Genomic DNA, 13,839 nt, shown 5'->3' on the forward strand with positions numbered 1-13,839 from the left:
GCCCACGATCAGCGCCACATAAATGGCCAACACGAGCTGGTGCAGCCGGCGCCGAAAAACCGCGGGCGTATAGCGCGGGGCCACTTACTGGCCCACCTTCTGCGTGAGCTTATCCTGCAGCGTCCGGCGCGTGGCACGGGTGGTCTGCGCCTCCACGATGGTGATGCCCGTGGAGTATTCCTTGAGCTCTGCCAGGGTATCCAGCAGCTCCTGCGGGGTGGTCACCAGGCGGTAGTCTGCGTCATAAGCCTCTGCCAGCTTGTCGATGCCCACCCCATGCGGCGTTCCAAAGGCCGGCTCGAAGGCATCGCGAAGCGCGGGCGCGCCTTGTTCCAGGGTTTCAAAGATACCACCGCCATTGTCATTGGCCACCACGATGGTGAGGTTTTCTGGCCGCGGCTGGTCCTCCGGGATCAATAGCCCATTGGCATCGTGCAGGAAGGTCACATCCCCTACCAAGGCCATCACGCGTGGGGCGCGCCAATTGGTGGGGTCCAGCGATTGCGTAGCTAGGGCGACGCCAATGGCTTGGGAGACGGTGCCATCGATGCCCGCCACCCCGCGCGGGGCGTAGGTATCCACGCCATCGAAGGGCATACCGATGAGGGAGGCATCGCGCACCGGATTCGAGGCGCCGAGGACCACCGTGTCATTGACCGCAAGCGTATCGCCTACAGCCGCCGCTACGTGCAGACCGGTAAACCCGAGCTCTTCTTCCTCCAATGTTGCGCGCACGGCCTCGCCGGCCATGTCGGTCGCGCCTTGGCAAATCTTGAGCCACTCGCGGCTTGGCTCCCCGGTGACCTTGACGGTGGTGCCAAGCCGCGCGTTATCCCCACGCTGGTTGGTAAAGTCCGCCGTGCGCGAGAGCACCACGAGCTCGATATCCGGGTCATTCATCAGCGCGAGCACCCCGCGGTGCAGCGTGGGGTGGCCCACCACGATGACCTGCTCAACCTTGGTATTGACCACGTAGTCATTCGCAGAGACCTGCGCTTTGCGGAAAATGTGCGCCGCGGCCGGGTGCACGGGGTGGAACGGTCCCGGCGCGGAGGGCTCCGCGATGGTCGGTACGTCTTCTAAGCCCTTGACCTCCCAGGCCTCATCGCCGGCGATGACGAGGGTATTTTTGCTCAAGTCCACCGCGACCTCGCCGTGGTCATAAAACCGCGGGGTAGCCGCGCGAGTGCCATCGCCACCTACAGGTTCCGGCAGGCTATCTCCTACCAGCGGCGCGTCAAAGGCGATATTGATGTGCACCTGAAGATCGTGCTCAAATCGCTCCGCAAGAGCGGCGATATCCTCTTCCGCGTTGACCTGAGAGGTATCCGCATAGACGCCGAAGATGCCATCTTGCACGATGGTTTGGGAGGCACCGGTGCCGATTAGCCGCTCCGGGCGGTCCGCGCTGATTATGGCGAGCGAGGTATGCGAATAGTGCGCTTCAACCACTGCGGGCAGCGTATTGGCCACGGCCGTGCCGGAAGTCATCACCACCCCGACGTGGCGGTGCTGCACGCGCGCCATTCCTAAGGCAGTAAACGCAGCGCCGCGCTCATCAATGCGCGTATGCACCCGGATATCCTCGCGCGCCAGGAGCGCGAGCGACAGCGGTGCGTTGCGGGATCCCGGGCACAACACCACATCGGTAAGGTGGCGCGCCAATTGGGCGGCCACCTGTTCAGCCAGCTGCATCGATTCATTCATGCTGCCAGATTTTACCTACTGCGCCGCAGCGGCCGGCAATCGGCAAATGGCAATCCCGCCACACCGTACCGCGCCGCCGCTACTACGTGCTAGCCCTACTGCTGGTTGCCGCTATTGCCAAAGAGATCCCGCAAGAGGCGCTCCACGTCGAGGTCATCGCCTTCTTCCAGGCGGTCCTGGATTTCCGGTGGCAGCTCGGTAGGAATATCTTCGGGGAGATCGTCCTGCAGGTTCGGCAGATTGCGCAGGCGCTCAGAAATGCCAGGGCCCGCATCCTCGGTCTCGGTCACCGTGGTGGGCACCTGCGTAGTCGTGGTTTCCGTCACCGGTTCAGGCGCCGGCTTATCGGCATCGCTCGCGGCATTGCGCCACATGAAGAACAGGGCGCCCGCCGCCAGGATGGCAACGACGGCGATGGCGGCAAAGACCCCGGCCATCCCGCTGTTTTTCTTTCCCTTGCCGCGCTGATCTGGGTCATAGTCCGACGGCACCGGCTCATGCTGCTGCTGGGCGTATTGTTGCTGGCCATACTGTTGTTGACCGTACTGCTGGCCATACTGCCCGCCGGGCTGTTGGTAGTTTTGTTGGTAATTCTGCTGGTAATCGGCGTTCGCGTCGAATTGCCGCGTCTCATTCTGCGGCTGCTGCGCGCCCGGAAAATACTGCTGTGGGCGCTGGTTGCGGGCATTACCGCCCGCATTATCTGGGACGCGGCCTATCTGGAGCGTGGCATCCTCGGCCGGGCCAGACCACTGGCGGGTCTCGTCAGTGCCGCGGTCATCATTATGAGAGCCTTTTCGGCCATTGGAACCGTTTTCACCAAAGCCATTATTTGTCATGCCTACCAGATGTACATCATTTTCCTGTGAGATCCCAGGGAATCTCCCAGATGCCAGCGTTGAACCAGGGAGGATGCTAGCTCTGACGTTGACGCGCCCGCAGCGCCCGGCCGGTCGCGGTATCTTCCGCGGCCAGCTGGCTTGGGGTGGCATCGGCGATGATCTGCCCGCCGTCTGCGCCGGCGCCAGGGCCCATCTCAATGATGCGGTCCGCGCTCGCCAGAACATTCAGATCGTGCTCGATGACGATCACGGTATGCCCGGCATCGACAAGCTTGTGCAGCTCCGCATTGAGCAGGGCAATATCGGCCGGGTGCAGGCCGGTGGTGGGCTCGTCCAGCATGTAGACCGTGTGCCCGCGCCGCGAATTGCGGGAGCGCTGCAGCTCCGTGGCGAGCTTGATGCGCTGCGCCTCGCCGCCGGAAAGCTCAGGCGCGCCTTGTCCCAAGCGGAGGTAGCCCAGGCCCACGGCCTGCAGTGTGGCGATGGCGCGGTGGATCTTTGGTTCCTCTGCAAAGAACTCGGCGGCCTCGTCCACGGTGAGCTCCAGCACCTCTGCGATGCTGCGCCCGTGCCAGGTCACCTCGAGGGTCTCATCGTTGAAGCGGGCACCACCACATTGCGGGCAGGTGGTATAGGAACCCGGCAAAAAGACCAGTTCTACCTCGATTTTTCCGGCGCCACCACAGGTGGGGCACTGACCCTGCTTGACGTTGTAGGAAAAGCGCGAGACCGTCCACTTGCGCACCTTGGCCTCCGGGGTGGAGGCAAAGAGCTTGCGCACGTTATCGAAAAGGCCGGTATAGGTGGCCAGCGTGGAACGCGGGGTGCGGCCAATGGGCTTTTGGGAAATCTGCACCAGCCGGGAGACCTTATCCAGGCCCTCTACCCCGGCAAGCGAGAACTCGTGGCCACCCTCATCTGCGTCATCTTTATCCTCATCGGCCACGGCGGTGGCAGATTCCTTGAGGGTTTCTGCCAACACGGTGCTCACCAGCGTCGACTTGCCCGACCCCGAGACCCCGGCCACAGCGGTAAATTGCCCCAGCCCGAAATCAACATCGAGCCCGTCGATGCTGCGCGCGGAAATGCCGCGCAGGCGGAGGTGGTTGGAGGGGGTACGGGGGGCATCGGCAAGCGCGAGCTCTCGCTGCGCCAAGGCGCGGGCGGTGGGGGTATCGGCGTCGTAGTCCTCGACCGGGCCGGAATAGACCACCTTGCCGCCGCCCTCGCCGGCGTAGGGGCCAACGTCCACGAGCCAATCCGCCTGGGCCACCAGGTCCATATCGTGTTCCACGAGCAGCACCGAATTACCGGCGTCAATAAACCGGCGGCACATCTCCAACACCGCCCCGCGCTCATCGGGGTGCAGGCCGGCAGACGGCTCATCGAGCACATACGCCACGCCGAAGAGGCCGGAACGCAGCTGGGCGGCGAGCCGGATGCGCTGCAATTCACCCGCCGAAAGGCTCTGGGTGGGACGGTCTAGGCTCAGGTGCGCCAGCCCCAGCTCCAGGGCGGAGGTTAGCGCCGGAAGCACCTGCTTGAGCAGCAGATCCTCCGCGGAATTCTCCTCCGGCTCCTGCGCGCTGAGCACCTCATAGACCTGGTCCAGCGGCAGCGCGCCCAGCTTGTCGATGCTCATTCCCGCATACGTCACCTTGAGCGCCCGCGGGTTCAACCGCCGGCCGTGGCAGGTATCGCACTCGCGGGATTCCATGAAGGACAACGTGCGCTTGCGCAGCGATTCCGATTGGGTCTCCTGCAGCGTCTTGGTGAGGTAGCTGGCCACCGAACGCCACGTGCCTTCATAATTGCGCTGAATCTGGTCCGCACCGCGCAGCGGTTTTACGGTGACCACGGGGCGTTCTTCGGTAAATAGGATCCAGTCGCGGTCTTCCTGCGGCAGGTCTTGCCAGGGCGAATCCAGGTCATAGCCCAAGTTCATGAGGATATCGTGAAAATTCTTGCCCGCCCACGCACCGGGCCAAGCCTTAATGGCGCCTTCCTCAATGGACAAGGTGGGATCGGGCACCATCGATTGCTCGGTGGGCTCGTGCACCACGCCCGCACCTTGGCACTGCGGGCACATGCCCTCTGGGGTATTCGGCGAAAATGCATCCGAGTAGAGCCCCTCAGGGTTATCCCCGGCGCGCGAGTACAACAAGCGCACGCTATTAGATAGCGCGGAGACCGTGCCCACCGTGGAGCGCGCCCCGCCGCCGGAGGTGGATTGCTGCAACGCCACCGTGGGCGGCAAGCCCTCCACCTGGCTTACCTGTGGGTCCACCGCGGAGCTAATGAGCCGGCGCGCAAACGGCGCCACCGATTCCAGGTAGCGGCGCTGCCCTTCCCCGTGGATCGTGCCAAAGGCCAGAGAGGATTTTCCGGAACCGGAGACTCCCGTCACCGCCACGAGTTGGCCGCGCGGCATATCCACATCGACGTTGCGCAGGTTGTGTAAGTGGGCATCGCGAACCTTGATTGTCATGACCACAATCCTACCCGCGCACCAGCTTCCTAAGGCAACGCTTCGGCCCGCCACCCCCGCCGCGCATTGCCTACCGATCTGTCTACCGCTCCGCCTGCCAAGAATTAATTTCACGCCCGCCCGGAGTGTTCCGGCTGGCGAGCGCGCCCTGCCGCCACCGAGCCACAGGCGGTGCATATTTAGCCAGCGCCCCAACTGATAGACTTCATTGTCTATTATGACGATTCCGCTTGGTCTATAAGCTAGAAGGTAGGGCTCCGCGTTGACCGATAACACTTCATCCATCGCGCTGATTGGACTTGGCCCCCGCGGCATTTCCGTCCTCGAGCGCCTCGTGGCACAACTCAATACTGTGTCTCACCCGCCAGAAAAGCTGACGCTACATCTCATCGATGATGCCCAGCACGGCGGCGGCAAGATTTGGGATATCAACCAGCCCAAGTACCTGTGCATGAATACCTTCGCACACGGCATGACGCTGTTTTCTGAACCCGGCTCCACTGTGGAGGCTCCGGTGGTTGAAGGCCCCACCATCTACGAGTGGATCCGCCTGACGCTTGGCGATGCCAACGTGCCCGCCGGCGCCCGCGATTACGCCGCTGCCCACCCGCTCGATCCACAGGTGCTTGAGGAATTCGGCCGCGCAGAGCTGGAGAAATTGCGTCCCGAATCCTATTTGCCGCGCGCGCTCTACGGCCACTACATCCTGTGGGTCTTCCGCTCGGTCCTGCAGGACGTGCCGGAGTGGGTTGAGGTCAAGCAACACCACGCCCGCGTGGTGGATATTGAATCCCGCGATGGCGCGGATATTTTGCACCTCAACAACGACACCACCGTTGAGGCCGGCTCCACCTTGGCGGTCACGGGCTGGCAAAACCAGGGTTATACCGAAAACGAGCGGTGGATCCTTAAGACCTTGGAAGATAACCCCAGCCTGCGCTGGATTCGCGCTGATAATCCCATTGACCAGGGCGTTGACTCCATCGAGGACAATGAGAAAGTCCTCGTGCGCGGGCTTGGCATGGGCTTTTTCGATATCCTCATCCTGTCTACCGTGGGCCGCGGCGGTAAGTTCGTTGAGGATTCCTCCAAGCCTTGGGGCATGCGCTATGAGGCCACCGGCACCGAGCCCACCTTTGCGGCTGCTTCCCGGCGCGGCTATCCCTTCCTGCCGCAATCCGATGAAGGCTCCCTGCCACCGGCCGCGGAAATCCCGCGCCTGAAGAAGGTCGTCGCCGAGCTATCCCACCGCACGGGCGCGCGCTCCATCAACTATGACACCGAGGTGTGGCCGGCGGTTGCCCGCGATGCCTACCAGGCCTATATCGATTCCCTCGCCCGCGTCGAGCCGGAGAGCCTGCGCTCCTCCCGCGAGGAGATCATCGCTGCCCTCGATGCCGCTCCGGTGGATGCGGGCGTGGCCTATAACGGCCTGGCTCAGCTCGATGAGGTCATTGCGCACCACACCACCAAGGATTTCAGCCTGTTGCGCTGGATGCACCTGCTCACGGAGGATTTTTCCAACCAGCAGGAGCTCACCGAGCACATCGTGCAGAGCCTGTGCGAGGACCTGGCAGAGGCCCAGAAGGGCCCGGATAGCCCGGTGCGCGCCGCCTTGTGGTCGGTCGGTTTCTCCCGCAAACCCACCCAGGTACTGGGCGCCGAGGGCCGCTATACCCTGGAGTCGCGCCACCACATGTTCGATAAGGCCATTTCCTTGGGTCAGACCACGTGCTCCGGCCCGCCGCCCTTCCGCACGCAGCAATTGCTGGCGCTTGTCGATGCCGGCATTGTCAGCTTCGTCGGCGGCAATCCCGTCTTGGGTACGAATGCCGACGCCGGCGAATGGACCATCAGCTCCAGCGCCTCTGGCGGCAAGCGCATTCCGGGCACGACGCTTCTCGATGCCTGGGTGCACAAGCCCGATATCCGCCGCACCCCGCACGATTCCTTCATGCACTCCCTCGTGGAATCCGGCCGCGTGCGCGCGTTTACGGAAACCGCCAGCGACGGCATCGAGGTACCTACCGGCTCGCCTGCCGAGGACCCCGATACCCGCCAGGTCCACAACGCCGACGGCACCGTGGATGAGCGCCTACACCTCGTAGGAATCCCCGCCCACGCCGAGTACCCAGATACCACCCTGGCCCCGCCCATTCCGGGCACGGATTCGTGGTTCATCCAGGAAGCCGATAAGGCCGCCGTGCACGCGGCCCAGGTAGCCCTCGCGGGGCAAGCGTAGCTATCAGCGAGGGGGCAGGCAACCGCCTGCCCATTACGCTGTTAGCAGTTCCGTTCGGAGGAGCCCAGGATTCATACTCCTAGCCCCATGCTGGGGCAGGTTATGTTTATCTGCGTTCGGACCTGACCCCCATTTGGTGGACACCCGATTAGTGCGGATTTTGTGTCCGTAAGAGAGGATGTTCATTGTGAGTCAACAACGCCAGAAATACACACCTGAGTATCGACGTGAAGCCGCAAACCTGGTAATCGAATCGCAGCGCCCAATTGCTCATGTAGCGAAAGAAATTGGTGTCGCACCTGGCCTTTTAGGCCGATGGGTGAAAAATGAGCGTCAACGCCTAAGGATCCTCCGATGGGCTAAGCGAGGCGGATCTTCGTGCTGAGAATGCTCGTCTGCGTCGTGAGCTGGCAGAAGCCAAGATGGATAACGAGTTTTTGTCAAAAGCGACAGCCTTCTTCGCCGCGAAGCAACGCGAGCAGAAAAGTTCGAATTGATGCAGCAGAAGAAGGCTAGCTACAGCATCAAGCGCATGGCACGACCGTTAAAAGTGTCTCGGTCTGGATATTACAAATGGGCCCATATGCAGCAGAAACGCTTATCCGGTAAAGATGATCGGACATCTTTTTATGATGATGTTGATCGCAAGATTCATCAGATCTGAAAAAGACTCCGACGAGGTCTATGGTGCCCCGCGGATTACCGCAGAACTAGGTGAGCGCTACCAGATTAGTGTGAATCGCAAGACTGTGGCTAAGCGGATGCGCCTGATGGGTATTGAAGGGATTTCACCGCGTGCTTTTGTGCCGGTGACAACGATTCAATCTAAGCGTAAATCTGCTCTTCCTGACCTGGTCAAGCGCATGTTTGATACTGGTGAGCTCAACCGGGTGTGGATGTCAGATATTACTTATCTGCGCACTGGTGAAGGCTGGTTGTACTTATGTGTGGTTCGCGATGGTCATTCCCGCAGGGTGCTGGGCTGGGCTATGGATAGCGTGCAAGATACTTCCCTGGTCGAACGAGCACTTCGGATGGCGCATACGCTGCGCGGTGACGTTGCTGACGGTCTCGTGTTTCACGCCGACCGGGGAACGCAATTTACCAGCGAGCAGCTCTGGGAGGTGTGCCGCAACCTAGGGGTTGCCCAGTCTGTGGGGCGTACCGGGGTGTGTTTCGATAACGCGATGGCTGAGTCGTTCTGGTCGACGCTGAAAACCGAGTTCTACGACCGGAAGCGCTGGGCAACCCGCGCTGCTGCGCGTCAGGCTGTGGCTTACTGGATTGAGGTGGTCTACAACCGTCGGCGCCGGCACTCCGCCCTCGGGATGGTCAGCCCTGTCGATTTCGAAAACCACATCACCCAAACCAGAAACGAAGAAAAAATCGCTGCCTAACAACTAGGTAGCTCCACTACGTGTCCACGATTTGCGGGCAACCCCAATCAGGTGTCCACCAAATGGGGTCAGGTCCCGTCGAGACATAGATATAGCCCACCCGCTGCCCACATGAACCGGAATCTTTACTCGCCGACATCACACTCACTACTTTCTGCAAATCTAAAGTCTAGATCCCACTATGCAAGTGTAAAACAATGGCCGAAGTGGCCCTATTTTACAGCAAACATTCTGCCCCAAACCGGCGTAACAATAGGGTGTACCCCATGTTGGCACTGTGAGTTAGGCACGCTTTGAAACCTACCCATCCACATAGCGAGCCGGGCTGTCTTTCCGTAGCTGTTCAACTACTTCAAGGGTTGGAGACAAGCGTCGCCCCCATGCTCTCCCACTGCTCTTGGGTTAACCGAGGGTCATCCCCTGATATCCATACACCCTCCATTTCTGCATCGGCTATATTCACGTCCTTAAGGTTTGCGCCTGTTAGGTTGACCTCCTTCAAGTAGGCGCCACTGAGGTTTGCGCCTGTTAGGTCTGCCCCCATTAGACCTGCATTTGTCAAAACTGTGCCGGTTAGGTCTGCGCCTGCCAGATTTGCCCTTGTTAGCTTTGCGGACACCAAGTAAGCGCCTTTCAAGTTGGATTCTTCCAAATTCGCCTCTTCAAAATCAGCACATGTTAGCCAAAGGCCGCTGAGATTTTGTTCTCGTAAATTCTCCAGCTGGTATACCCATGTATGCGCTCAAAAAGGTGTGCAGACTAGGGAGATCAGTAAAATGAAGAAATTTCAACTGAAATAACGAGCCCTCCAATCAACGTGAATAAACAACACTTACCCTTGCCGACCCTCGACCCTTCCGATAAGCTAATGTCGCAGATAATTCTAACCAAAATAGAAAGAGGCTTAATGGAGGCATGGACTTCCCCCACAACTGGGGTGCTCACACTAGTCTGTGCACTTCTATTCGGAATCATCGCTATCAAGAGCAAGCGTCGCACCCTACCTCGGAACTCTATAGTTGGAATCCGCTTGGTGAGCACCCTGAAATCTGACGAGGCATGGAAAGCGTCTCATCAAAAAACTTGGGGGATATCTGCGCTGTCTTCTGCTATTTTTCTAATCGGTGGACTACTTCTAATATTTCCCGAGAAAACAACCGAGGCTCGATATGTATTGATTACCGCAGTCACCTATGGAAGTCTAATTCCTCTGCTGGCAATCCAGGGAATTCTTGCAAATCGCGCAGCAGATTAACAACTCTACCGCTCTTGAGGCCAGTGCTGCCGCGCCGTTGGAGGAATTTGCAGGCTCTGAACTCGGTGAGAAATACCCCAGGTCCGTTAAAGTCTGGCAGGACGCGTGGGAGCGGTTCGTGCCGTTTTTGCAGTTCCCTCCGGCAGCCCGCAAGGTCATCTACGCCACGAATTCGATTGAGTCGTTTAACAATGAGCTGCGTAAAGCCACTCGTAACCGGGTGCAGTTCACCAATGATGAGTCCGCATTAAAGACACTGTGGTTGATGATCTGCAATATTGAAGACAAACGCGCAGCTAAACGCGCTAAACAAGGTAAACGGGCCACCGCTTCAGCGAGCCGGCTCGTTGAAGGCGGAAAGGTTTCAGGGTGGAAACAAGCCATCAACCAAATGGCCGTGGCCTACTCCGACCGCTTCGACCAATACCTCTAAGAAATCACTCCCACACATAAACAACTTGACACGCTCCTCGCGCATTCCTGCGGATACCAGCAGGTCGCGGGCGTATTCGGCAGACTCACGACGGATAATCTGGCCGACCTGGCCGTGGCCAGTCTCGGTGTCTCCTGGCTGGGTCTCGGCGATATAGAGGAAGTTTCCCTCACGCCCACGGGTCATAGGGACGTAAACACTGGACTTATCTAGGTTGCCCACACCAGCAACAACGCGGGACACGTCCACGGTCGCGCCTTGGGAACTATGACCAGTAGCGGCGTAGCCCAGTTGGGTGTGTTTATCGAGGTAGTCGCGGTTTAGTGTCACAGTGGCTAAATCATCATCACACCGTCGGGCCGTAATGGAACCGTCTTTTCCGATGGAATCAACGACCCAGCGTTGACCATTGCGGACAACATCGCCGTTGCTGGTCACCAGCTTTGAATCGTTGCGACGAGTCAGGATGACATCACCGACACCGGCTGTCAGTCCATCGGACAGGCCTAGGCGGTGCTCAGGGTTAATCTCGCCGCGCTCTGCGCGAATCTTCTGCGCCGCAGCATTCAGCGCGGTGACCTGGTCGCGGGTTGCTGCAACCAGCAAGGACTGCTTTCCTGCGGCAGTATCGTCGCGCCACCCGGCCAACGCATCGTCCATCATTGCCGTAACCGATCCTGCGTGCAGGCGCTTGTTCTGCATGTACCACTCGGCGGCACGAGAAACGTCTGCTTCCTCGCCACCGCGCAGCCACTTCGATGCTTCACGCTCACCCGCATCACGCTGGCGGAACACCTCGCGTAGCTCAACGGCATCAGGCAATTCATGAGACAAGGTAGCCAGCAAGCCAGAACGAGCTTTCACCGCCGAGTATTGTTCTGGGTCTCCCACAAAGACCACGCGCGCGCCGGCAGCAGTGGCAGTCTCCAGTACACGGATCGTATCGGGGTTAGACACCATGCCGGCTTCATCAACGACCACAACGGTGTCTCGGTTCCAGCCCAGCTTCGCCGCTGTATGCTCCGGTGTCAGATCGTCGGTGCCGACAAAAGCGCGCGCAATCGTCATGGATTCATCGGCCACATTCTCACCCACCATCACATCCGCAGCCTTACCCGTAGGTGCTAGGCCTACGACGTGTTTACCAGCCTGATTCCATGCCTTGTGCGCGGCCTTGAGCGAGGACGTCTTACCGGCACCAGCCGGTGCGACCACCACAGACGCCAAGTAGTTAGAGCCGACAACCGCGCGCATAGCATCAGCCTGCGCAGGCGAAAGTTCCCCCTCGACCGGTTGAATCGACTCGGCGGTAACCCCGCGCTCCACGCGCGCGGTAGCCATATCAACACCACGTTCAACCTCGTCGACAGCCTCGGCAGTGGTGTACTCAATCGCGCCGTTCTGTCGCCCCTGCTGGCTTGAATCGTGCCGCCCGGAGAGCAAAGAAAAAGCGGCGACATTAAGCGATTGCCTAATTCTCTGCCGGGGTTTCCATAGTTGAATGAGGCTTATACGTATTTCCTCTAAGGGGGTCCAGACTGTATAAGTAATGAAAATTCATCCGATAGGTGTTACCGTATCGATGCTATGAGTCTTGCTAAGTTTGTTCCTGCCCCCAAAGCCGCACAGGACTCGGCTCGATTTGTTCAAACTTATCTGCTGGATAAATCAGCTCGCGAATTCTTCCTCCAAGAGCGAATGAAAAATGTAGTAGCTCTTGCTAAACAAGGGAATTGGTCTGAGGCGTCTGAAGAGTTCCGCGAGCAGACAGGTGCGGATATTAAAATGAGTGTCTTTGCAGCTCAAATTGCTTCTATTGTTTAGGCACAAAGAAGTTCCTGTTCAACAGGTGTAATGCGCTTTCCTAAATAAGAGTTCTGAGACACGATAAAAGACTAAACGGGTAAGAACCTTTAAAGGTTCTTACCCGTTTAGTCTTTCCGCCTTGACCGTGTGGGAAGTCAGCGCGGGTGGTGACATCGGCCATGGACGCACTTTTTCGGCGCTTACCTTGATTATTAGTACTGTCTTGAAACCAATATATTTGGGCACATTTGTAGATGAAGGGTACCCAATCAGGAGCGTCCTCCGCTTCTGCGGCTGACGTACTCCTGACTCACTTAAGTGGTAATTGCCGTTCTTAGATCACATCAGGAAATTGATGCGTTTACTTATGGGGTCGACGCCGCTCCAGGAGAAATAAAAACGAGTATGCATACGGCATGCTTTAAGACAAGGTGTAAATGACAATACCAATAATGGCAATGACTGCCATTATTATAGAAAAAGTAATCAACCTCTTATCGTATGGAAGTTCATAAACTGAAGGGGACACTTCCTTAGCTGCTGTCTTTACGCTCCCCAGCATGAGGGCTGTGAACAATAGAAATGTTAAAAGGTGAGCCCACCAAGGAACGGGATTGCTCCATGTTATGAAAACGTTAGCAGACGTGAAAATCCCTGCCATAAGGAGAGCGAGTGTGATGGGGCGCATGTTATTCCCGAAGGATGTTTTCACTCTGCCGTCGAGAGCAAATGAGGTGAGATTAGCCATGCTTAACATCCTACTGCAGTTGCTGCTGCCCCCGCCGCAATGGTGCAAGGGATTCCTGCGGCTCCAGCGGTTCCCGCTGAAGCGGGAATGCATACAAGGCCTTCAACTGCTGCCCCTACACCCCACTTGACCCATTTATTGTTGGTGCAGGCCCTTTCAGCAATCCCCGAAGATGACACGGGGACGATGGTCCCGTCCTTATCTTGGAAAAGCTTCATGTCTTTAGGTAGTTCTGCATCTACTGAAGCGACTAGATCGCCGTGTTTATTATGTACATTTACGGTTGCCCCGGAGAGTGTTACTTTATCTCCGCTTTGCAGGTGAGGCTTAAGCCCTACGCCGTCCATTGCATCAAATGATCTGCGTCCGTCCTTTGAGTCAAACGTCAAAGCATCTTTTTTCGTCTCTTGTTGTGCATGATTGCCAGTTGCGGCTTCGGCTTGAGCGGCAGTGGCTAGCCCTCCACTCGTCGCCAGCGCAAGCGCGATAGAGGCAAAGATTTTCTTAACGGACATTTTATAAAACCCTTTCCTGGTACGTGAGTGACTAAATTCGTCGCCCTATCGATATGTGAAATTAGAGACTTTTTTATTTATTCATCAAACGTTCAAGCGGTCAAGCGAAAGGAGTGAAAATTAACCATATGTTTACAACACCCTCGATAGCTCACCGCATATTAATTAGGAAATCACCCTATAGACAAAGAGGTTACGAGAACGTTAATTGTGCATAAACTCTGAAATGTTGACTTGTCACTGTCGTGTCTATATGTAGCGGAGTTCTTGTTAGTGTGTTGGCTTTTTGTCGAATGGGGGTCAGGTCCACCCGCTCGGTGGAGACAACCCCGTATTCGGCGCCGCAGACGGTGTCAGCCTGGGCGGAGAGGATCTGGTTGATAAACCCTTGCAGCATCTGGCGCAT

At 58.0% G+C, this 13,839-nt stretch carries 10 protein-coding genes and 3 pseudogenes; 5 read left to right on the forward strand and 8 right to left on the reverse strand.

The features are described from left to right. Positions 1-84: 84 nt before the first annotated feature. From menD to ABRP64_RS11045, 3 genes are all read right to left on the reverse strand, one after another. Positions 85-1,707: a 2-succinyl-5-enolpyruvyl-6-hydroxy-3-cyclohexene-1-carboxylic-acid synthase gene (menD, locus tag ABRP64_RS11035; protein WP_284770884.1), complete on the reverse strand. Its 1,623-nt coding sequence runs from the start codon at positions 1,705-1,707 to the stop codon at positions 85-87. A 95-nt stretch (positions 1,708-1,802) separates the two neighbouring features. Continuing rightward, positions 1,803-2,546, reverse strand: a complete 744-nt coding sequence (locus ABRP64_RS11040) for a hypothetical protein (RefSeq protein ID WP_284770883.1) — start codon at positions 2,544-2,546, stop codon at positions 1,803-1,805. Positions 2,547-2,622: 76 nt separating this feature from the next. After that, a complete protein-coding gene (locus ABRP64_RS11045; RefSeq protein WP_284781955.1) occupies positions 2,623-5,037 on the reverse strand; it encodes an excinuclease ABC subunit UvrA in 2,415 nt (804 codons plus the stop codon). Between the two features lie 262 nt (positions 5,038-5,299). Between ABRP64_RS11045 and ABRP64_RS11050 the strand changes: the two genes are divergently transcribed. Further along, positions 5,300-7,279 carry an FAD/NAD(P)-binding protein gene (locus ABRP64_RS11050; RefSeq protein WP_349866460.1) on the forward strand — a complete coding sequence of 660 codons (1,980 nt, stop codon included), beginning with the start codon at positions 5,300-5,302 and terminating at the stop codon, positions 7,277-7,279. Between the two features lie 178 nt (positions 7,280-7,457). Beyond that, positions 7,458-8,676, forward strand: a pseudogene (locus ABRP64_RS11055) (IS3 family transposase). Positions 8,677-9,028: 352 nt separating this feature from the next. Here the strand turns inward: ABRP64_RS11055 and ABRP64_RS11060 are convergent. Beyond that, on the reverse strand, positions 9,029-9,397 hold the full coding sequence (locus tag ABRP64_RS11060) for a pentapeptide repeat-containing protein (RefSeq protein WP_349866465.1): 369 nt from the start codon (positions 9,395-9,397) through the stop codon (positions 9,029-9,031). Between the two features lie 186 nt (positions 9,398-9,583). Here ABRP64_RS11060 and ABRP64_RS11065 point away from each other — a divergent pair, with 186 nt between their 5' ends. After that, the gene (locus ABRP64_RS11065) at positions 9,584-9,931 is read left to right on the forward strand and encodes an SdpI family protein (RefSeq protein WP_349866467.1); all 348 of its coding nucleotides are present in this window, start codon (positions 9,584-9,586) and stop codon (positions 9,929-9,931) included. Between the two features lie 34 nt (positions 9,932-9,965). Next, a pseudogene (locus tag ABRP64_RS11070) lies at positions 9,966-10,364 on the forward strand (transposase); the annotation flags it as partial. Here the strand turns inward: ABRP64_RS11070 and ABRP64_RS11075 are convergent. Beyond that, positions 10,296-11,705: an ATP-dependent DNA helicase gene (locus tag ABRP64_RS11075; protein ID WP_349866462.1), complete on the reverse strand. Its 1,410-nt coding sequence runs from the start codon at positions 11,703-11,705 to the stop codon at positions 10,296-10,298. The pseudogene ABRP64_RS11070 and the gene ABRP64_RS11075 sit on opposite strands and share 69 nt — an antisense overlap. Positions 11,706-11,951: 246 nt before the next feature. On the opposite strand from ABRP64_RS11075, the gene ABRP64_RS11080 reads away from it, so the two are divergent. Continuing rightward, on the forward strand, positions 11,952-12,188 hold the full coding sequence (locus ABRP64_RS11080; RefSeq protein ID WP_349866463.1) for a hypothetical protein: 237 nt from the start codon (positions 11,952-11,954) through the stop codon (positions 12,186-12,188). A 403-nt stretch (positions 12,189-12,591) separates the two neighbouring features. Here the strand turns inward: ABRP64_RS11080 and ABRP64_RS11085 are convergent, their stop codons facing one another. The 3 genes and pseudogenes from ABRP64_RS11085 to ABRP64_RS11095 form a co-directional block, all read right to left on the reverse strand. After that, on the reverse strand, positions 12,592-12,918 hold the full coding sequence (locus tag ABRP64_RS11085) for a hypothetical protein (RefSeq protein WP_023016632.1): 327 nt from the start codon (positions 12,916-12,918) through the stop codon (positions 12,592-12,594). 2 nt (positions 12,919-12,920) lie between these two features. Then, positions 12,921-13,433, reverse strand: coding sequence for a hypothetical protein (locus ABRP64_RS11090; protein ID WP_023016631.1), 513 nt, complete (start codon positions 13,431-13,433; stop codon positions 12,921-12,923). A gap of 193 nt (positions 13,434-13,626) precedes the next feature. Continuing rightward, a pseudogene (locus tag ABRP64_RS11095) lies at positions 13,627-13,839 on the reverse strand (hypothetical protein); the annotation flags it as partial.

The sequence above is a fragment of the Corynebacterium sp. KPL4015 genome, assembly GCF_040225725.1.
GTDB classification, from domain to species: domain Bacteria; phylum Actinomycetota; class Actinomycetes; order Mycobacteriales; family Mycobacteriaceae; genus Corynebacterium; species Corynebacterium rhinophilum.

Bases quoted from the DNA above. Each gene is read 5' to 3' on its own strand.
- ABRP64_RS11065 (WP_349866467.1), top strand. From the start codon at position 9,584: ATGGAGGCATGGACTTCCCCCACAACTGGGGTGCTCACACTAGTCTGT.
- menD (WP_284770884.1), bottom strand. From the start codon at position 1,707: ATGAATGAATCGATGCAGCTGGCTGAACAGGTGGCCGCCCAATTGGCG.
- ABRP64_RS11045 (WP_284781955.1), bottom strand. From the start codon at position 5,037: ATGACAATCAAGGTTCGCGATGCCCACTTACACAACCTGCGCAACGTC.
- ABRP64_RS11075 (WP_349866462.1), bottom strand. From the start codon at position 11,705: ATGGCTACCGCGCGCGTGGAGCGCGGGGTTACCGCCGAGTCGATTCAA.
- ABRP64_RS11080 (WP_349866463.1), top strand. From the start codon at position 11,952: ATGAGTCTTGCTAAGTTTGTTCCTGCCCCCAAAGCCGCACAGGACTCG.
- ABRP64_RS11040 (WP_284770883.1), bottom strand. From the start codon at position 2,546: ATGACAAATAATGGCTTTGGTGAAAACGGTTCCAATGGCCGAAAAGGC.
- ABRP64_RS11085 (WP_023016632.1), bottom strand. From the start codon at position 12,918: ATGGCTAATCTCACCTCATTTGCTCTCGACGGCAGAGTGAAAACATCC.
- ABRP64_RS11090 (WP_023016631.1), bottom strand. From the start codon at position 13,433: ATGTCCGTTAAGAAAATCTTTGCCTCTATCGCGCTTGCGCTGGCGACG.